Origin of the sequence: Curtobacterium sp. MCLR17_042 (assembly GCF_003234695.1) — a bacterium.
GTDB classification, from domain to species: Bacteria; Actinomycetota; Actinomycetes; order Actinomycetales; family Microbacteriaceae; genus Curtobacterium; species Curtobacterium flaccumfaciens.
The window spans coordinates 114,090-131,331 of the sequence record NZ_QKTD01000001.1 but is presented as its reverse complement, the minus strand read 5'-3'; the positions used below and the strand labels follow the sequence as shown (position 1 = coordinate 131,331).

The 17,242-nt window shown below is 67.8% G+C and carries 20 protein-coding genes, 1 tRNA gene and 1 pseudogene; 11 read left to right on the top strand and 11 right to left on the bottom strand.

Features of this window, described 5'->3' with window-relative positions:
• Window positions 1-41 precede the first annotated feature (41 nt).
• Together DEJ02_RS00680 and polA are read right to left on the bottom strand one after the other, a co-directional pair.
• On the bottom strand, window positions 42-1,721 hold the full coding sequence (locus DEJ02_RS00680; RefSeq protein WP_111031671.1) for a DUF885 domain-containing protein: 1,680 nt from the start codon (window positions 1,719-1,721) through the stop codon (window positions 42-44).
• Between the two features lie 50 nt (window positions 1,722-1,771).
• Window positions 1,772-4,414, bottom strand: a complete 2,643-nt coding sequence (gene polA, locus DEJ02_RS00675) for a DNA polymerase I (RefSeq protein WP_258378636.1) — start codon at window positions 4,412-4,414, stop codon at window positions 1,772-1,774.
• 128 nt (window positions 4,415-4,542) lie between these two features.
• Here polA and DEJ02_RS00670 point away from each other — a divergent pair, with 128 nt between their 5' ends.
• Window positions 4,543-4,911 carry a PaaI family thioesterase gene (locus DEJ02_RS00670; protein ID WP_051596794.1) on the top strand — a complete coding sequence of 123 codons (369 nt, stop codon included), beginning with the start codon at window positions 4,543-4,545 and terminating at the stop codon, window positions 4,909-4,911.
• Between the two features lie 40 nt (window positions 4,912-4,951).
• Here the strand turns inward: DEJ02_RS00670 and DEJ02_RS00665 are convergent, their stop codons facing one another.
• From DEJ02_RS00665 to DEJ02_RS00635, 7 genes and pseudogenes are all read right to left on the bottom strand, one after another.
• Window positions 4,952-5,422 carry a GNAT family N-acetyltransferase gene (locus DEJ02_RS00665; RefSeq protein ID WP_111031669.1) on the bottom strand — a complete coding sequence of 157 codons (471 nt, stop codon included), beginning with the start codon at window positions 5,420-5,422 and terminating at the stop codon, window positions 4,952-4,954.
• A 108-nt stretch (window positions 5,423-5,530) separates the two neighbouring features.
• Window positions 5,531-6,136, bottom strand: a complete 606-nt coding sequence (locus DEJ02_RS00660; RefSeq protein WP_017887240.1) for an ANTAR domain-containing response regulator — start codon at window positions 6,134-6,136, stop codon at window positions 5,531-5,533.
• A 213-nt stretch (window positions 6,137-6,349) separates the two neighbouring features.
• Window positions 6,350-6,431, bottom strand: a tRNA-Leu gene (locus DEJ02_RS00655).
• Between the two features lie 55 nt (window positions 6,432-6,486).
• Window positions 6,487-7,656, bottom strand: a complete 1,170-nt coding sequence (locus DEJ02_RS00650) for a GAF domain-containing protein (RefSeq protein ID WP_111031668.1) — start codon at window positions 7,654-7,656, stop codon at window positions 6,487-6,489.
• A 52-nt stretch (window positions 7,657-7,708) separates the two neighbouring features.
• A pseudogene (locus DEJ02_RS00645) lies at window positions 7,709-7,873 on the bottom strand (DUF779 domain-containing protein); the annotation flags it as partial.
• A 14-nt stretch (window positions 7,874-7,887) separates the two neighbouring features.
• On the bottom strand, window positions 7,888-8,718 hold the full coding sequence (locus tag DEJ02_RS00640) for a site-specific integrase (RefSeq protein ID WP_181440238.1): 831 nt from the start codon (window positions 8,716-8,718) through the stop codon (window positions 7,888-7,890).
• Window positions 8,719-8,993: 275 nt separating this feature from the next.
• Window positions 8,994-9,554: a helix-turn-helix transcriptional regulator gene (locus DEJ02_RS00635; protein ID WP_181440237.1), complete on the bottom strand. Its 561-nt coding sequence runs from the start codon at window positions 9,552-9,554 to the stop codon at window positions 8,994-8,996.
• Window positions 9,555-9,689: 135 nt separating this feature from the next.
• Here DEJ02_RS00635 and DEJ02_RS00630 point away from each other — a divergent pair, with 135 nt between their 5' ends.
• From DEJ02_RS00630 to DEJ02_RS00585, 10 genes are read left to right on the top strand one after another with little or no spacing between them, the layout of a single operon-like run.
• Window positions 9,690-9,896 (top strand): AlpA family transcriptional regulator, encoded by a 207-nt coding sequence (locus DEJ02_RS00630; RefSeq protein ID WP_111031853.1) that lies wholly within the window; start codon window positions 9,690-9,692, stop codon window positions 9,894-9,896.
• A complete protein-coding gene (locus DEJ02_RS00625) occupies window positions 9,893-10,639 on the top strand; it encodes a phage antirepressor KilAC domain-containing protein (protein ID WP_111031665.1) in 747 nt (248 codons plus the stop codon). Before DEJ02_RS00630 ends, DEJ02_RS00625 begins: the two co-directional genes overlap by 4 nt.
• Window positions 10,639-11,304, top strand: a complete 666-nt coding sequence (locus DEJ02_RS00620; RefSeq protein ID WP_111031664.1) for a helix-turn-helix domain-containing protein — start codon at window positions 10,639-10,641, stop codon at window positions 11,302-11,304. Before DEJ02_RS00625 ends, DEJ02_RS00620 begins: the two co-directional genes overlap by 1 nt.
• Window positions 11,301-11,690: a hypothetical protein gene (locus DEJ02_RS00615; protein WP_111031663.1), complete on the top strand. Its 390-nt coding sequence runs from the start codon at window positions 11,301-11,303 to the stop codon at window positions 11,688-11,690. The genes DEJ02_RS00620 and DEJ02_RS00615 overlap by 4 nt, the downstream gene beginning before the upstream one ends.
• Window positions 11,687-12,052, top strand: coding sequence for a hypothetical protein (locus DEJ02_RS00610; RefSeq protein ID WP_111031662.1), 366 nt, complete (start codon window positions 11,687-11,689; stop codon window positions 12,050-12,052). The genes DEJ02_RS00615 and DEJ02_RS00610 overlap by 4 nt, the downstream gene beginning before the upstream one ends.
• A complete protein-coding gene (locus DEJ02_RS00605) occupies window positions 12,049-12,525 on the top strand; it encodes a hypothetical protein (RefSeq protein WP_111031661.1) in 477 nt (158 codons plus the stop codon). The genes DEJ02_RS00610 and DEJ02_RS00605 overlap by 4 nt, the downstream gene beginning before the upstream one ends.
• Complete coding sequence (locus DEJ02_RS00600; RefSeq protein WP_111031660.1) at window positions 12,522-13,031, top strand: hypothetical protein; 510 nt, start codon at window positions 12,522-12,524, stop codon at window positions 13,029-13,031. The genes DEJ02_RS00605 and DEJ02_RS00600 overlap by 4 nt, the downstream gene beginning before the upstream one ends.
• Window positions 13,028-13,828 (top strand): hypothetical protein, encoded by an 801-nt coding sequence (locus tag DEJ02_RS00595; protein ID WP_111031659.1) that lies wholly within the window; start codon window positions 13,028-13,030, stop codon window positions 13,826-13,828. The genes DEJ02_RS00600 and DEJ02_RS00595 overlap by 4 nt, the downstream gene beginning before the upstream one ends.
• Window positions 13,825-15,096, top strand: coding sequence for a DnaB-like helicase C-terminal domain-containing protein (locus DEJ02_RS00590; protein ID WP_111031658.1), 1,272 nt, complete (start codon window positions 13,825-13,827; stop codon window positions 15,094-15,096). Before DEJ02_RS00595 ends, DEJ02_RS00590 begins: the two co-directional genes overlap by 4 nt.
• On the top strand, window positions 15,093-16,001 hold the full coding sequence (locus DEJ02_RS00585; protein ID WP_146249197.1) for a hypothetical protein: 909 nt from the start codon (window positions 15,093-15,095) through the stop codon (window positions 15,999-16,001). Before DEJ02_RS00590 ends, DEJ02_RS00585 begins: the two co-directional genes overlap by 4 nt.
• Before the next feature lie 75 nt (window positions 16,002-16,076).
• Here the strand turns inward: DEJ02_RS00585 and DEJ02_RS18250 are convergent, their stop codons facing one another.
• On the bottom strand, window positions 16,077-16,688 hold the full coding sequence (locus DEJ02_RS18250) for a hypothetical protein (protein ID WP_146249196.1): 612 nt from the start codon (window positions 16,686-16,688) through the stop codon (window positions 16,077-16,079).
• A 128-nt stretch (window positions 16,689-16,816) separates the two neighbouring features.
• Complete coding sequence (locus tag DEJ02_RS00575; protein ID WP_146249195.1) at window positions 16,817-17,137, bottom strand: hypothetical protein; 321 nt, start codon at window positions 17,135-17,137, stop codon at window positions 16,817-16,819.
• Between the last annotated feature and the right edge of the window lie 105 nt (window positions 17,138-17,242).

The window sequence follows — 17,242 nt, the reverse complement described above, 5'->3', positions numbered from 1 at the left end:
GCACCGGCGGAGGCCCCACAACCGGGCGTGTCGACGGCGCGTCACCCGACCAGCGCGGTCCGCAGGGTGTCGAGCCCGATGCTGCCGAGCGAGAGCGCACGGTGGTGGAACGCCTTCAGGTCGAAGTCGGCTCCCTCGCGGGCGGCGACCTCGTCGCGGATGGACTCCCAGACGCGCTGACCCACCTTGTACGAGGGGGCCTGGCCCGGCCACCCGAAGTACCGGGCGACCTCGAACCGGACGAACGCCGGGTCCATGTTCACGTTCTGCCCCATGAAGTCGAGCGCGTACTCCCACGTCCAGCCGCCGCCGTCGGGGTTCGTCTTCTGCAGGTGCACGCCGATGTCGAGCACGACGCGCGCCGCCCGCATCCGCTGCCCGTCGAGCATGCCGAGCCGGTCGCCGTCGTCGTCGAGGAACCCGAGCTGCTCCATCAGCCGTTCGGCGTACAGCGCCCAGCCCTCGACGTGCCCGGAGGACCCGGACAGCTGCCGGCGCCACGTGTTCAGTTCGCCGCGGTTGTAGACGCCCTGGCTGATCTGCAGGTGGTGTCCGGGGACACCCTCGTGGTAGACCGTCGTCTTCTCGCGCCAGGTGCCGAACTCGGTGACGCCCTCGGGCACGGACCACCACATGCGGCCGGCACGGGAGAAGTCGTCGGAGGGGCCGCTGTAGTAGATGCCGCCTTCCTGCGTGGGGGCGATCCGGCACTCCAGGCGACGGATCGGGTCCGGGATGTCGAAGTAGGTCCCGGCCATTGCGGCGATCGACGCGTCACTCGTCTCCTGCATCCACCGCTGCAGCGCGTCGGTGCCGTGCAGGATCCGGGACGGGTCGGTGTCGAGCACCTCGATCGCCCGGGCGACGCTCGCACCGGACTCGATGCGGTCGGCGATGCGCTCCTGCTCGTCCCGCATGCGCGCGAGTTCCTCGAGGCCCCACTCGTACGTCTCGTCGAGGTCGACGACCGCGCCGAGGAACCGGCGCGAGTGCAGCTCGTAGGCCTCGCGACCGACGGCGTCGACGGGGGTGGCGAGCGGCAGCAGCTCGTGCTCCAGGAACTGGCCGAACGAGCGGTAGGCCGCCGCGGCGACCTCGGCACCGCGGTGCAGGTCTGCTCGGAGCGTCTCCGGCACGGGGCCGTCGCCCTCGAACGCCGCGGAGTCGGCCAGCTGACGGAACATCCCGCCGTCGGCGCCGGTGCGCGCCGCCTGCTCGGCGATGAGCGCGACCTGGCGCTTCGCCGGGGTGACGCCTTCGCGCGTGCCCTCGAGCAGGGTCTCGCGGATGCCCTCGAGCGCGTCCGGCAGCGCCTGCAGCCGGCTCGCGATGTCCTGCCAGTCGCCCTCGGTCGCGGTCGGCATCAGGTCGATGATCTCCCGCACCGACTGCGCCGGGCTCGCGATGACGTTCAGGTCGCGGAGGTGCAGCCTGCGCTCGTACGACTCCTGCACCAGGTCCAGCTCGGCGCCGAGGTCGGCCTTCGTCACCTGGTCCACGGAGTCGACGGCGGGAGCGGCGTCGAGCGCACGCTTCGCACCGCGCGCGGCCTCGGCCATCGCGGCGGCGCCGGCGGGCGAGGTGTCGCCGTACTCCCCCGTGCGCCCCGGGACGCCGATGTACGTGGCGGTCGTCGGGTCGAGGTCGACGAGGGTGGTGACCCAGTCCTCGGCGACGCGGTCGACGGCGGATGGCTGGCGGACAGGACGCTCTTCGCTCATGCCCCGACCCTACCGACCCTCGGGTCGACAAGACCCCCGGGCCGCCCGGGTCAGTGGGCGGCGCTCTCCCAGTTCGGCCCCACGCCGACCGAGACGTCGAGCGGGACGCTCAGCTCGGCGGCGCTGCCCATCCGGGTGCGGAGGATCTCCTCGACACGCTCCTGCTCACCGGGCGCGACCTCGAGGATGAGCTCGTCGTGCACCTGGAGCAGCAGGTGCGACTGCAGCTCGCCGTCGCGCAGGTCATCGGCGACCCCGAGCATCGCGATCTTGATGATGTCGGCGGCCGAACCCTGGATCGGGGCGTTCAGCGCGGCGCGTTCGGCGTTCTCGCGCAGGACCCGGTTCGGGCTCTTCAGGTCGGGGAACGGGCGACGGCGACCGAAGATCGTCTCGGTGTAGCCGTCCTCGCGCGCCTGCTCGACGACGTTGCGCAGGTAGTCGCGCACCGCACCGAAGCGAGCGAAGTACTCGGTCATCAGGGTGCGGGCCTCGGACTGCTCGATGCGCAGCTGCTTCGACAGACCGAAGGCGCTCAGCCCGTAGGCCAGGCCGTAGGACATCGCCTTGACCTTGGTGCGCATCTCGTTGGAGACCTCGGACGGGTCGACGCCGAACACCCGGGCGCCGACGAAGCGGTGCAGGTCCTCGCCCTCGTTGAAGGCCTGGATGAGCCCCGGGTCGCCGGAGAGGTGCGCCATGATCCGCATCTCGATCTGCGAGTAGTCGGCAGTGACGAGCGTCGTGTACGGCTCGGCCACCGCGAACGCCGACCGGATCCGGCGACCGACGGCCGTCTTCACCGGGATGTTCTGCAGGTTCGGGTCGGTCGACGAGACCCGGCCGGTGCTCGTACCGGTCTGCTCGTAGCGGGTGTGGATGCGCCCGTCGACCACGGCGGCGTCGAGCGTGTCGACGATCTGCCGGAGCTTCGTGGCGTCGCGGTGCTGCAGCAGGAGCCCGAGGAACGGGTGCGGGTGCTGTTCCTGCAGATCGGCCAGGCTCGCCGCGTCGGTCGAGAACCCGGTCTTGGTCTTGCGGGTCTTCGGCATCGCGAGCTCGGTGAACAGGACCTCCTGCAGCTGCTTCGGCGATCCGAGGTTGACCTCGTGCCCGATCTCGGCGAAGGCCTGCTGCGCGAGTTCGGCGGCGCGCTCCCCGAGTTCCTTCGACAGGCCGGTGAGCACCGGGCGGTCGATGCCGACGCCGATGGTCTCCATGCCGGCCAGCACCGACACGAGCGGCAGCTCGATGTCGTCGAGGACCTGCAGCGAGGACGCGTCGATCCGAGCGCGCAGGGCCGTGGTGACGCGGAGTACGAACCACGCGTGCACCCCGACGTTGACCGGGTCGGTCTCGGGGACCAGCTGGTTCGGGTCGGCCGTCGGCAGTTCCTCGCCGAGCTCCTGGTAGACGAGGTCGGACAGCGGCTGCCCCTGCTTGCCGGGCTGCGCGAGCCACCCCATGATCCGGGCGTCGCCGGCGATGCCGTTCACGACGAAGCCGGCGGTGCCGAGCGCCTTGATCGCGGCCTTGGCGTCGTGGAAGTGCTTCGGGGCGTCGGAGGCGAACCAGGCCGAGAGCTGCTCGTAGTCCTTCGCGCCGCTGCCGCCCGGCACCAGCACGGCGTCGTCGTGGGTCGCGATGCCGATGGCGCTGAGGCGTCCGTCGATGACCTCGACCGCGACGCCGTAGCCGTTCGCCGCCTCGGTCGCGTTGCGGCGTTCGAGCCAGTACCCGAGCTCTTCGTCGATCAGGGTCTTCACGGGCGGCGGGGTCGGCGCGCCGTCGGCGACGGTGCCCTCGGCCGCGGGCTCGGCGGGGTCGCCCGACCCGGCGACCTTGAAGACGCGGTCGAGCAACGTGCGGAACTGCAGCTTCGCGAAGAGCTCGCGCACCGCGGTCTCGTCGACCGGGCGGAGCGCGACGTCGGCGGGACCGACGGGCAGCTCGACGTCGGTGACCAGGCGGTTGAGCCGGCGGTTCCGGATGGCCCGGTCCCGCTGCTCGCGCAGGTTGTTGCCGACGACGCCCTTGATCTCGTCGGCGTGCTCGAGGACGCCGTCGAGCGACCCGTACTGGGTCACCCACTTGACCGCGGTCTTCTCGCCGACCTTGTCGATGCCGATCAGGTTGTCGCTGGTCTCGCCGACGAGGGCGGCGATGTCCGGGTACTGGTGGGGCTCGATGCCGTAGCGCTCGTAGACCTTGTCGCGGTCGTAGCGGGTGAGTTCGGAGACACCGCGGACGGACGGGTAGAGCAGCGTGACGTCGTCGTTGACCAGCTGGATCGAGTCGCGGTCACCGGAGACCACGTAGACCGTGAAGCCCTGGTCGGCGCCCTGCTTGGAGAGGGTCGCGAGGATGTCGTCGGCCTCGTAGTCCTCCTTCGTGACGGTGGTGATGCCCATCGCCTCGAGCGCCTGCTGCAGGAGCGGGATCTGGCCCTTGAACTCGGCCGGGGTCTCGGAGCGGGTGCCCTTGTACTCGGCGTACTCACGCGTTCGGAACGAGAACCGGGAGATGTCGAACGCCACCGCCAGGTGGGTGGGCTTCTCGCGCTGCAGGAGCATCAGCAGCATCGAGATGAAGCCGTGGATCGCGTTGGTGTGCTGCCCCTCGCGGTTCACGAAGCTGTCGACCGGCAGCGCGTAGAAGGCCCGGAAGGCGAGCGAGTGGCCGTCGATGACCATGAGGGTAGGCTTTGCGGAGTCCGACACCCGGACAGCCTACCGACGCCCGCTGACACGGAAGGTCGACGCAGACCGTGACCGACGACACCACATCGACCACGATCGATCCCCGCATCGACGAACGCGGCATGGGCGAGCTGGCCGAGAAGATGGGCATGGTCATCACCGAGCTCTCGGCCGAGCGCGCGGTCGGTTCGATCCCCGTCGAGGGCAACCGCCAGCCGGTCGGCCTGCTGCACGGCGGCGCCTACGTCGTCCTCGCGGAGAGCCTCGGTTCGATGGCCGCGAACGTGCACGCCGGGCCCGGCCGCTACGCTGTCGGCATCGAGCTCAGCGCCTCGCACTCCCGCAGCGCCACGAGCGGCATCGTCACGGGCACGTGCACCGCCATCCACCTGGGCGGCACGCTCACCACCCACGAGATCGTCCTGACCGACGACCAGGGTCGCCGGTGCTCCACCGTGCGGATCACGAACATGATCCGCGAGCGACGCTGACCGACGGAGCGACGGAGCGACGGAGCGACGGAGCGACGACTCAGTCCTCCGGCGGCCGCTGCAGCAGCAGGCGGGCGTCGCCGAACCCGAGCCTCCGGTAGAGCCGTTCGCCGTCCACGCTCGAGTGCACCGACGTCCGCTCCACGCCGAGTTCGTCGGCGAGCTCGAGCAGGGCCGTGACGAGCCGTCCGGCGACGCCGGAACCGCGCAGCTCCGGGTGCACGTAGACCGTCTGCAGCTCGGCGGCGAACCGGTCACCGTCGACGTGCGGCGCCGGCGGTCGCGGGTGGACCGCCAGCCACGCCATGCCGAGCACCACACCGTCTCGCTCGGCGACCACGCACCGGTGCGACTCCCGGTGACGGGCGGCGAAGTCCGTCATCGCCCTGCGGTACTCCTCCGGCGTCTGCACCGGCGAGCGGCCGTCCTCGTCGACGCTCCACCGCCACCGCAGGTCGGCCACTGTCGGCATGTCGTCAGGCCGGGAGGCCCGGATCACCACGTCGTCCATGGCTCCAGCCTGCCAGGTGGTCGCGGCACACGCCCCGCCCCCGGACGCAGGAACGCCGCCGACCCCAGGGGGTTCGACGGCGTTCCGTGAGCGACGGTGGTGCGCTGACTACTTCTTGGCGCTGAGCTGCTCGATGATCGCCTTGGCGACGTCGTGCATGGTCAGGCGGCGGTCCATCGAGGCCTTCTGGATCCAGCGGAACGCCTCGGGCTCGGTGAGGCCCATCTTCTCGTTCAGCAGGCCCTTGGCACGGTCGACGAGCTTGCGGGTCTCGAAGCGCTCGACGAGGTCGGCGACCTCGGCCTCGAGCGTGATGATCTGCTGGTACCGCGAGAGGGCGATCTCGATCGCGGGGAGCAGGTCGTTCGGGGTGAAGGGCTTGACCACGTAGGCCAGCGCGCCGGCCTCGGTGGCACGCTCGACGAGGTCCTTCTGGCTGAACGCGGTCAGCAGGACGACGGGCGCGATGTGGTTCTTGGACAGCTTCTCGGCTGCGGAGATGCCGTCGAGCTGGGGCATCTTGACGTCCATCACGACGAGGTCGGGGCGGAGGTCGGTCGCGAGCTGGACGGCGGTCTCACCGTCACCGGCTTCACCGACCACGTCGAACCCGTTGTCGCGGAGGATCTCCACGATGTCGAGGCGGATGAGCGACTCGTCCTCGGCGACGACGACGCGACGGGGTGCTGGTGCTGTTGCTTCTGTGTCACTCACGGACGAAAGCCTACTAGACGACGGAAGTGCCGTATCCCAGACCCACCGGTTTGGTACGAGTGGCGGGACGCGGGTCGGAACTGCCCCGCACGCCGTGAGCAATTTCGTACGAGTGGCGGGACGCGGGTCCGGACTGCCCCGCACGCCGTGAGCAATTTCGTACGAGTGGCGGGACGCGGGTCCGGACTGCCCCGCACGCCGTGAGCAATTTCGTACGAGTGGCGGGACTTGAACCCGCACGCCGTGAGGCAGAGCATTTTGAGTGCCCCGTGTCTGCCGATTCCACCACACTCGCGAGGAGGCCAACACTACCAGCCCGACCCGCGCCTCCCGGCCCGTCGTCGACCGTCTCAGGAGCCCTCGAGCGCCTCGATCGCCGCCACGAGACCGGCCCGTCGCGGCGACCGCCGCGGCAGCACCGCGAGCAGCGCGCGCAGCACGAGCGGGTCGGTCGCACCGTCCGGGGTGCGCGCCCACGCGAGCAGGGCGTCGACGCCGCCGTCGGCGACGACCGACTCGCGGAACCGCAGCCGCACCAGGTCGCGGACCGCGTCGACGCCGGGTGCGGCGGAGCCCGGCAGGACCGGTCCGGCGTACCGGTCGACGGCCTGGAGGCGCGCCCCGCGTTCGAGCGCGGACAGCACGCCGTCGACGTCGGTCCGGACCCCGGTCACCCGGTACGGCCGCGACGTCACGGTCACGTCCGGCGCGTGCTGCGCGAGGACACGGCGCAGCCGGACGACCTCGGCGCGCAGGGTGACGACCGCGCCCGGGTCACCGTAGACGGCGGCGGCGAGGTCGGTCGCCGCGAGGCCGTCGGGGTGCGCGGCGAGCACGACGAGCAGTTCCGAGTGCCGGGCGGACAGCTCGACCCGGCGGTCGGAGACACGGAGCACGGCGGTGTCGGTCCCGAGCACGGTCAGCTCGGCCGACGGCACGCGGGGTGTCCGCGCGCGTGGGCGGGCCGCGGCGAGGGCGAGCTGGGCCTCGGCGGCGGCGACCGTGGCGGCGAGCAGCGACAGCGTGTGCCGCTCGACGGCGCGGTCGTCGCCCGTCAGGTCGAGCACCCCGACGGTGGCACCGCTCACGTCGTGCACCGGGACGGCCGTGCACGAGAACGGCTTGACGGCGTTCGCGTAGTGCTCGTCGGAGCGGATCTGCACCGGACGGTCCAGGCGCAGTGCCGTGCCGGGCGCGCTGGTGCCGACGCGGTCCTCCGACCAGTCGGCCCCGGGGACGAACCCCATGTCCTCGGCGGCGCGACGTGTCGAGCGGGCACCGTCGACCCAGACGAGACGGCCCGCGGCGTCCGCGACGGCGACGACGCAGCCGGCCGAGCGGGAGTCGTCGAGCAGCAGCCGGCGGACCACCGGCAGCAGGGTGGCGAGGGGGCCGTCGTGCTGGACGGCGTCGAGTTCGTCGTCGCCGAGGGCGAGGACCGGGGTGGCGTCGGGGTCGACCCGGGCGGACCGCTGCCACGACGCGGCGACGAGCGGGCGGAGCCGACCGGCTGCGCGCATGCGTCCTCCGATCGACCCCACCCGCCGCTCCGTCGCGACGCGTGCGGTCAGCCTACGTCCGGGCCACCCGCGGGACCAGGCCGAGATCGGCGAGCTCGGCGTCGTCGAACATCCTCGACCGGGTGAGGAACCGTTTGCCTTCCGGGACCTCGACCGAGAACCCGCCGCCCCGACCGTCCACCACGTCGATCGTCAGGTGCGTGTACTTCCAGTACTCCACAGAAGTGCGGACTAAAGGGCTTGGAGGGGCTGAATCGGGGGCGCAGTCCGCAAATCGTCCGCAGAATCGCTCCATGAACTCATGAGGGCGGTTGCGGCAGCACGCGTTCGGTCCGCAGCGTCCGGCCAGAGGTGCGCGTAGACGTCGAGGGTGATGCCGGGTGACGAGTGCCCAAGAGCCTTCGAGACGGCCACGGCGTCGAGTCCTCCGCGGATGAGGCCCGACGCGTAGTGGTGTCGAAGGTCATGGGGCGTGACGTTGTGGACCTTCGCCACGTCGCAGGCGTCGTTGAAGTTGTGTCGGAGCCCCGCCGGGGACGGTGGTCGACCGAACAGCCATCCCTCATCTCCGTGGACACCGACGTGTTCGATGTGCCGAGCAAGGCGATTGAGAAGCTCGTTCGGCACCGGAATCAGGCGCTCGGACCCGTGCTTGGGCGGAAGGACGACGAGGCGCTGCTTCTCATTCTGGATCTGGCGTTCGACGTGGATGGTGCGGCGGAGGAAGTCGATGTCTCCGACCTGCAGCCCGGCTGCTTCTCCGATGCGGAGTCCTGCGTACGCCATGACGTCGATGAGTGCTTGCCGAGCGGGCTCGATCGCGTCGCGAATGGACTGCACTTCTGCGGGACTCGGCACACGCATGGCGTGCTCCTTCTTCCGGACCGCCGGCAGCTTCACTCCCTCGAGAGGATCGTTCGCCAGGCGACGGTCGAGGATGGCCGCGCGCAGTGCGATGCGCACGTAGGCAGCACGCGTCTTCACGGTGGTCGGCGCCAGCCTGTTCGCGAGCTGCTTGATGTACGCCTCCCCGTGGGAACGCCGCAGGCGTCCGAAGGGCACGGACCGGAAGGTGCACTCCCCCACTGCGCGGTCCGCGAGGCGCCGGGTGTTCTGCGTCCAAAGCTGGTCTCTCGACCACTCCACGTAGAACTCCTCGAGCGTGCCGCGGCTCGCAGCGGGTGCGACGTACGTGCCGGTGAGCTGGGCAGACGCGACCTCGTTCAGCCACGCCTGCGCCTCGCGCTTCAGGGCGAAGTGCTTGGCGTGCTCCTTGCCGTCGTCGTCACGGTAACGGGCGCGCCAGTGTCCGTTCGGACGTTGCTTGACACTTGCCATCAGTCGTCCCCGCCAGCCCCACTCAGAAGGCGGAGGGACGTCTCACGAGTCTGCTCCCGATCCCTCGCGAGGCCGCTTGGCTGGTACGACAGTAGTTCCTCGAGGCGCTCTAGAGCATCGTCACGCAAGAGCTGGGCGTCGGGGTCAGCGTCCTCGGGGACAGGCGTTGAGCGAAGCGCCCACGTCAGGACCTGAGCTTCGATCTGCGTGTCCACGAACTCGTTGAGCGCCGCTCCGAACTCGTTCCAGCGGTCCTTGAGCTGCTGCTCCATCGCTCGTGCATCGGCGACCAGATGGTCTTGCGTGTCCGGATGCATCATGTTCCACACCGTCGTGTCGAGCAGCTTGGCTATCGCCTGTCCCTCGATCATCCGGACCACGCGTCGTTCCGACTCGATCCGCGACACTGCGGCCTGATCGATGCCGGTGTCGGCGACTCGGCTGAGCGCGTCTGCGAACTGCTTCTGGTTGAGGTTCATGGCAAGACGCAGCCGTCGCATCTCCCGGGCGAAGTTTCGCTCTTCACGGCTGAGTGTCACGCGCTTGTCCTGATTGTCCACGGTTGCTGAGTCTGGCATGAATCCACATACGGCGCTATGGCGATGTGGTTGACAGACCGATGATGCCCACGTATGTTCATCCACACAGCCACCCAATGTCGATGTGGAGGACAACCCGTGACCGTAGATGCCCCGATGAAAACCGAGCTGCCGTCACCTCGGCTTCGTCGTCTCCTGACTCTCGCCGAAACCGCTGACGCACTCCGGAAGAACGAGTCACAACTGCGCTGGATGATCCAGCAGAAGACAGCGCCGCCGCACGCCAAAGTTGGCGGCCGGATCTACTTCGATGCCGACCTGCTCGCGGCCTGGCTTGACGAGCAATTCGAGGCGTCAGCATGAGCGAAGTCACCATCCGCCGTCACGACGACGAGCTTGTCGTGTCCTCGGAGACCATCGCTGACGGATCAGGCGTTCAGCACAAGAACGTGCTCGAGCTCATCAGCTCGAACCTCGCCGACTTCGAGGAGTTCGGACGGGTCGCGTTCGAGACGCGACCCTTCGAGACCTCTGGCGGCGTCCAATCCCGCCGCGTGGCACTCCTCAACGAGCAGCAGGCGACCTTGTTGATGACCTTCCAGCGAAACACACAGCAGGTGCGTCAATTCAAGAAGTCTCTCGTACGAGCGTTCTTCGAGATGGCGCGCCAGAGGACGACGCCGGCGCTGCCGCGGTCCCTGCCCGACGCGTTGCGCGCGTACGCGGCCGAAGTGGAGCAGCGGGAGGCGCTCGAAGCCAAGGCCGCGGCGGATGCCCCGAAGGTTCTCTTCGCAGACTCGGTGTCCACCTCAGCGACGGCGATCCTCGTCGGTGACCTCGCGAAGATCCTCAAGGGCAACGGTGTCGACGTCGGCGCGAACCGGCTGTTCGAGATGCTGCGGAACGACGGCTACCTGATCCGCCGCAAGGGCACCGACTGGAACATGCCGACGCAGCGCTCCATGGAACTCGGCCTGTTCAAGGTCAAGGAGACCGCGGTCACGCACTCCGACGGCCACGTGACGGTCAACAAGACTCCGAAGGTGACCGGCAAGGGCCAGGCGTACTTCGTGAACCGGTACTCGGCACTTCGGGCGGTGGCCTGATGGATCACACCACCGACGACCAGCTGGGCCCGGTCATCCGCCGAGTGCGCGAGTCCCACCAACTGAACGTTCAGGAGATCGCCGCTCGAGCGGGCATCAGCACCCGGATCCTCATGCAGGTGGAGGCCGGTGAGGTCGCTCCGACCGATAGCTGGATCCGCCGGGTGACGTTCGCGATCGCGAGCCTCATGCCCGCCCCTTCGCCCGTCTGCGAGATCGCGGGATGCGACGGAACCCACCAAGACCTGCGCCAGATCATCGGCGCCAAGAAGAAAGCCCCTGGGAATCAGAGCGCCAACTCTGCCAGGGGCGAGATCGCAACCAACCGCCAGGAAGGCACGAACATGTCTACGTCCAACACAATACAGCCCACACCCGAAGACGCGCGACCCCCGAAGGGGTGCGCCACGCTGGGCTGCGACAGTTCCGGCATGCACGAGCAGAACGAGCCGCTCTGGCACCACGCCATGTCCTCCAATGGCGATGGCTGGAACATCTCCGTCGACCGCTTCGAGGGTCAGGAGAACAGGTGGGCCGTCTATGTCGTCGTGGGGGACGACCAGCCCCTCAGCCCAGACGGCTTCGCGGCGCTGTCGCAGGCGTACGAGACGGCGAGCGCTCACGCCTCGCAGCTGAACCGTCACCCCGCGGCGGTGACTCGATGAGCGCGTGGCAGCCGGCACTAGCCGAACGGCGCCGCTTCGCCAGCTACTCAGTCGAGTTCCGCGAGGCAGAGACGCACGGGGTGCGGATCACCGACGTGGACGGACAAGTGGGCCGAGCCGTCACTCTGTACTACCGGATCCCGTCGATGAAGAAGTTCGTCGTCTACTACTACGCCGGCACCAGCGCACGGGAACGGCGACTGATCACCGCGCTGGGTCGTGAGCTGCCGACCGGTGGGTGGGCGCGTCACGCTGATCGGTGGCGACGTCGCCGCATCGCTGGCCGCACTCTCTTCGTGCAGGAGATCGCGCTCCTCGCCGAGGATCCCTTCGCGCAGCTCGAGCTCGAGCTGATGATCGACGCACGCAGCGAGGTGACGGCATGAAGCGCGGCACCATCGTTGCTATCAACGAAGACCCCGCCTGGTCGGAGAACTCGGAGTGGGGGCCGGACCCCGTCGCCTACCACTGGGGCGAGGTTCTCGAGTTCGACTTGCCGGGTGTTGCCGGCCGGGTGGAGGGCAACCCCGCTGTCTGCGTTGAGCGCTTCGACCAAGTAACTGCCGACGAGCAGCACATGGTGGTCGGCGACTACATGTTCACGCTCGACTTCGAACAGGCCTTCACGATGCTGACGAGTCCAGACGACCTCGACAGATTTGCCAACGCCTTCCAGGAGGCCGCGAACAAGCTGCGGTCGTTCATGGCGGTGGAGGGCATCACCGAACTCGTGACGAAGCGACCATGAGCATCAGCATGCAAGTGTTCCGCTCGACTTTGGCCCCCGGTGAGGTCATCGTCCGTCTCTGCGACCGCGGCAGGGGACTCGAAACACCGCTCGACGATGCCGTGAACCTCGCCCTGGACATCCTCGAGAACGCCTACAAGATACGCGGCGGAGAGCGTGTCCCGGTCGTGGTCGACGGCACCGACCGCGTGACCGCGTCACCGCGATATCGGCCGGTCGCTCGCGCCTACTCCGTCGTAGAGCCCAGGTTCCGAGAAGTCAGCGTCCACCTGGGTCGACTCCGAGAGCTTGGCAAGACCGAGTCCTACCGGAACGACAACGACGTGCTCATGCCCGTTGACGTCGCCCGGGTCGTCGGACACCAGCTCACAACCGCCGCCCGAGAGTCAGCGGCTGGCATCTACGAGCGCACACCCGCACGCTCACCGTTCACACAGACCCCAGTCTCGACCCGAATCGAGGACCACCGATGACCGTCTCCATCTACATCCCATCGACACTGTCCGCCGGCGCTCGCCAGGCGCTCACCGACACGCTCAGCAGCACGACCGAGGTCGCAACGCTCGTCGATACCGAGCAGGGCCCGTGGACAACCGCCGACGCAGAAGCCATCGCCGTGGAGCTCGAACAGGCTGGCTACGGCGTGCAAAGTCGCACGGGCACGTTCGCGTGGACGATCGAGCCGTACAGCCCGCCGACCCTGGGCACGGACTTCCTCGACGACATCGCGCCGGCACTGGCAATCGTCCAGCAGATCATGACGGACACGAATGCCGTCCGCACTCCCGATAACCCCGGTGTCGCCGCGAACACGGCAGGCATCGGCACGTACGGACTCCTCATCGGCGTGCTCAACGTCCTGCAGCTCGCCGACCACGACCTGCGAGGCGAACTGAAAGCGCGGCCCGCAGCCGTCATGTTCCCCGTTGTTGCACAGTTGCTCGCTCGACACATTCGCCGAGAGGCGGGACAGCTGTGACCGGTGTGCCCGCATCAGAAGTCACCGCGCACGACTTCGTCATGGTGCGCGCTGCGCTCGTCCAGCGGCTCGGATCCGCCAACAACGCGCTGGTCTGGACCCGGATCCACTTCCGCTGCTCCGACGGTGCGCAGCGGCACGTCGACGACAGCGGGGTTGCTTGGTGGCGTGCCTCGAACGAGCAGATCGGCGAAGAGGTAGGACTCACTCCGGACCAGGTCTACAAGGCGACCAGCGCGATGCGGAAGGCGGGCTTCATCGAGTCCACCGAGCACCGGCTCGGCGGCAACTACGACCGCACGCAGTCCTGGCGCACCGTGGTCGAGGGCGACGAACTCGACATCGTCGATCGACGGAATCGAGTCCGTCAAACGACGATCATGAGTCCGTCAAACGACGATCAGGACGCCGTCGATCGACGGAATCTTCCTCTTAATCAAGACACTCTCTCTACGTCGGACGTCGCAGGAGCGACGATCCGTGACGACGTCAAGGAGATCCTCGACTACCTCGATGCAGCGATCGAGCGGAACGAGGCGAAGAAGCCGTCCCGGACGAAGAAGAACATCGACGCAGCCCGCCGGCTGCTCGACAACGACGATCGCACCGTCGAGCAAGTCAAGAAGGCCATCGACTGGGCCACGACCGACGCGTTCTGGCGCTCCAACATCCTGTCGATGGCGAAGCTCCGGGAGAAGTACGACCAGCTGCGGCTCAGCGCACAACGAACCGAGCAGCCGCAACAGAACCGCCAGCCCGCCTACGCGGGCCGAGAGGAATACCGGGCACCCGAATGATCGACAACGACATCCCCTACGCGGAGCTCGCGGTCATCGGAGCAGTTATGCACACCGATGGCAAGGCGCTCGACCGCATCGCCCTCGCCGGCCGCGACTTCGAGGACGCCCGCCACGGCGCGTTCTTCGACCTGATGCGCAAACGCCACGACCGCGGCGAACCGGTCGACCACATCACCATGAGCGTGCTGCCGAAGATGGATCCCGTCTTCATCGACCGCGCGTACGAAGCGGGCTGGTCGCATGCCGTGGTGACAACTCATGCCGAGACGGTCGCAACCGCGGCGCTTCGACGCCGTCTCGCCGCCGTTGGCAGCCGCCTGCAGCAGCTTGGCGGCGCCACCGAGGCAACGGAAGCGGAACTACGAGAGCTTGCCTACGGCTTCATCGACGCGGCCATGGGGTCCTCTGTCTCCCAGGTCACGTACCTCGAGGACATCGTCGAGGAGACGGTGCAGTACATGACCGAGCAGCAGCAGTTCGTACCCACGCCCTGGCCGAAGCTCAACGAGATGATCGGTGGGCTCCGACCCGGCGCGCTGTACGTCTTCGGCGCTCGACCTGGCGTTGGCAAGACCGTGGTCGCGCAGAACCTCGCACAGACACTCGCGCAGCACGGCGGTGTCGCATTCAGTTCGCTCGAGATGGGCCGCTACGAGCTCCACCAACGGTTCATCGCCGCGAACAGCGACATCACCCTGTACCGGATGAAGAACGGCCGCGTCACCGACCGAGACGTCCAGACCATCCGGACGAACGTGAAGCGGGTGTCACCGCACGTCGCGATCGATGACCGCTCCTCGGTCGGATTGGCCGAGATCCGTCAGCACGCACGCCAGGTGCAACACGATGGCGGACTGTCCGGCATCGTCGTCGACTACCTGCAGCTGATGGAAGGCACCTCAGGCAGCCCAAGGCACGAAGTGGTCGCAGCGTTCTCCCGGGGTCTGAAGGTGCTCGCGCGAGACCTCCACGTCCCCGTCATCGCCCTGTCCCAGCTGAACCGCAACAGCGAAGCCTCGCTGTCCGGTGAACCAAAACTCTCCGACTTACGCGAGTCCGGCGCGATCGAGCAAGACGCCGATCTGGTGGTCCTTCTGCATCGAGAGCGGGACGCGCAGACGAAGCAGCTCGACAACTTCCACATCACGTTCGACGTCGCGAAGAACCGGCATGGCGAAACCGGCCACGTCACCCTCGATTGGGACGGCACCCACTCTCGCGTCACAGACCCGACCACACGCCCTATGCAAGGAGCAGCCGCATGACCGTCATTCAGCAGGCTCAGGAAGCAGCCGACGTCGACCCCACCGTTCTCCTGTCACTCGCAGCAGCTCGAGCACGGCACCGCCTCGGTGAGGCCCCTGGGCTGGTCGCCTACGTCCGGACACTCATCACCCCGGCGGGAGCTCAGCGCTCGGACGGTCTCCCCCGCCCTGCCTCGAAGGAAGCACCGGCGCCCCTCCGAGTGGACGCCGTCGACGAGTCCGACGCTGCCTACGCGCAACTGCTCAACTGGGTCGCCTACTGGTCCGAGACCCTGCACATCGCTCCCCCGGTCACAGCGACCTACGCATGGTCGAACAACCGAGAGGTGCAGGGCTTCCGCGCCGGCGTCACCCCGGAGGGCGCTGCAGTCCTGGTGCGGAACTCGACCGTGTGGCTCCTGCTGCACCAGGACAAGATCGAGCGGCACCAGCAGGCCGGCGCGTACTTCGACGACGTCGCCGCCATCGTGTGGGACCTGCGGAAGAAGTTCCCCCGCGACGGCCGTGGCCCTCGACCTGTGTTCCCCCGCCCATGCCCCGTCTGCGGGGACCCGTCAATGGGCGTCGAGTGGCGATCGGAGCGGCTGCAGGACTTCATCGTCGTGTGCTCCTACTGCGGCTTCGAAGGTGACACCGCCGCGCTTCTGAAGGAGCGGGACCTCGCCGAACTCCTGCGCGACATGCGCTCCGAAGACGTCGCGGAACCGACCACGTGGTGGACGAAGAAGCAGGCAGCCCGCGAGATGCGGATCGCCCCGCAGACCCTGAACCGGTACATCCAGCAGGACGGGCTGAAGACCCACACGGCGGATGGTGCTGTGTACGTGAACGCGGACCAGCTGCGCGAGATCTGGCGGGGCAAGCGTATGCGAGACCGGAACCCGCGGCTGCAGGAGGGAGCCTAACGATCTCGGTGGCGCCCAAGCTGGTCTTCTCAAGCGCGGGCGCCACTGCTTGCCGTACTGCACCCATTCTCGGAGCTACTGGGCCGCCTCTGCCTCCTCGTCCTTCTGGGCCTGCACAGCGGCGTCAGCCTTCTTCTCCTCGTTCGCGACAGCACCCTCAATATCAGCGAGGAGCTCGTCATAGGAGTGCTGCTTCCCCACTACGCCGGCAAGCGCTCCTGCCAAGCGGCCAGCGATCTGTACGCGCACAATCCATCCATGGCGCAAGACGCGCGACCCCTGACTGAACGACTCGATGATGGCGGAGGTGAGTGCTCGATCCTCTCCCTGAGCGACGGCATCCACCAGAATCAGGCGCGAAAGCACCGCAGCACGCACCTGCCGTTCTTCATCCGTGTTGACCATCTTTGCTGCGTCGATCAGGTTTCCGTATGCGACCAAGTCGCCTACTGCTGGCTCAACGACACGAACAAGCTGATCGCGATAGCGGTCAGCGGTGTCTCGATCCGCGCGATCCTTTGCCTCGCGAACCGACCGGCCCGCTAGAACGTGGGAACGGATCGCGATGGTGACAGTGATTCCTCCGATGACAGCTGCGGCGAGGAAGCTTAGAAGTCCCGTGCCAATGTCGCCCCACCACTCGTATGAGATCCAGGACGGGTGCCAATCAGTGGGAAACTGAGTCATACCCGGCAAGCTAGCGGCTTGTACCTGTCTGGCGACACTCCGTGAGCGAATGAGTAGCAGGGGTGTTCACCTCTGAGTTAAGATGTTCGTAACACCGCATGCCCGCCCGAGGTGGCGGGCATCGCGCATCAGAGAGCAGCCTGAAGCAGCGACCAGATGGACGCAACAGCGCCGCAGACGACGCCGGCCCCGATCCAGACGAAGTCGCCACGAAGCCCTTCCAGTTTGCGCGCGCCGTCCGCGATGTCGTCACGCCACGGAAAGTTCATGGCAAGCCCATTTTCTTCGATCTCGTCAGACAGGCGAGGCGCGAACCGTGTCCCCTCCGGGCTGTACTCGTAGACCATTGTCGCGATTCGGGTAAGGTGCCGGACCTTGCGCCTGGTTCCGCGGTAGATGCGATAGATGCCCCAGATGGGCAGCAGCGCGGACAACGCGAAGAGCAGCACTTGGATAACGAGAGGGAGGTTCACACCTCCTCTTATCGACCACGTTGGTTGAACCGTTCGCACCAAGCACGAGAGCGCGGAGTACAGCCCTGGGCCCTTACACAC

What these genes read in the sequence shown, in the direction of transcription:
- DEJ02_RS00680 (WP_111031671.1), bottom strand. Translation starts at nt 1,721, where the DNA reads ATGAGCGAAGAGCGTCCTGTCCGCCAGCCATCCGCCGTCGACCGCGTC.
- polA (WP_258378636.1), bottom strand. Translation starts at nt 4,414, where the DNA reads ATGGTCATCGACGGCCACTCGCTCGCCTTCCGGGCCTTCTACGCGCTG.
- DEJ02_RS00670 (WP_051596794.1), top strand. Translation starts at nt 4,543, where the DNA reads ATGGGCGAGCTGGCCGAGAAGATGGGCATGGTCATCACCGAGCTCTCG.
- DEJ02_RS00665 (WP_111031669.1), bottom strand. Translation starts at nt 5,422, where the DNA reads ATGGACGACGTGGTGATCCGGGCCTCCCGGCCTGACGACATGCCGACA.
- DEJ02_RS00650 (WP_111031668.1), bottom strand. Translation starts at nt 7,656, where the DNA reads ATGCGCGCAGCCGGTCGGCTCCGCCCGCTCGTCGCCGCGTCGTGGCAG.
- DEJ02_RS00630 (WP_111031853.1), top strand. Translation starts at nt 9,690, where the DNA reads ATGAAAACCGAGCTGCCGTCACCTCGGCTTCGTCGTCTCCTGACTCTC.
- DEJ02_RS00625 (WP_111031665.1), top strand. Translation starts at nt 9,893, where the DNA reads ATGAGCGAAGTCACCATCCGCCGTCACGACGACGAGCTTGTCGTGTCC.
- DEJ02_RS00620 (WP_111031664.1), top strand. Translation starts at nt 10,639, where the DNA reads ATGGATCACACCACCGACGACCAGCTGGGCCCGGTCATCCGCCGAGTG.
- DEJ02_RS00615 (WP_111031663.1), top strand. Translation starts at nt 11,301, where the DNA reads ATGAGCGCGTGGCAGCCGGCACTAGCCGAACGGCGCCGCTTCGCCAGC.
- DEJ02_RS00610 (WP_111031662.1), top strand. Translation starts at nt 11,687, where the DNA reads ATGAAGCGCGGCACCATCGTTGCTATCAACGAAGACCCCGCCTGGTCG.
- DEJ02_RS00605 (WP_111031661.1), top strand. Translation starts at nt 12,049, where the DNA reads ATGAGCATCAGCATGCAAGTGTTCCGCTCGACTTTGGCCCCCGGTGAG.
- DEJ02_RS00600 (WP_111031660.1), top strand. Translation starts at nt 12,522, where the DNA reads ATGACCGTCTCCATCTACATCCCATCGACACTGTCCGCCGGCGCTCGC.
- DEJ02_RS00590 (WP_111031658.1), top strand. Translation starts at nt 13,825, where the DNA reads ATGATCGACAACGACATCCCCTACGCGGAGCTCGCGGTCATCGGAGCA.
- DEJ02_RS00585 (WP_146249197.1), top strand. Translation starts at nt 15,093, where the DNA reads ATGACCGTCATTCAGCAGGCTCAGGAAGCAGCCGACGTCGACCCCACC.
- DEJ02_RS18250 (WP_146249196.1), bottom strand. Translation starts at nt 16,688, where the DNA reads ATGACTCAGTTTCCCACTGATTGGCACCCGTCCTGGATCTCATACGAG.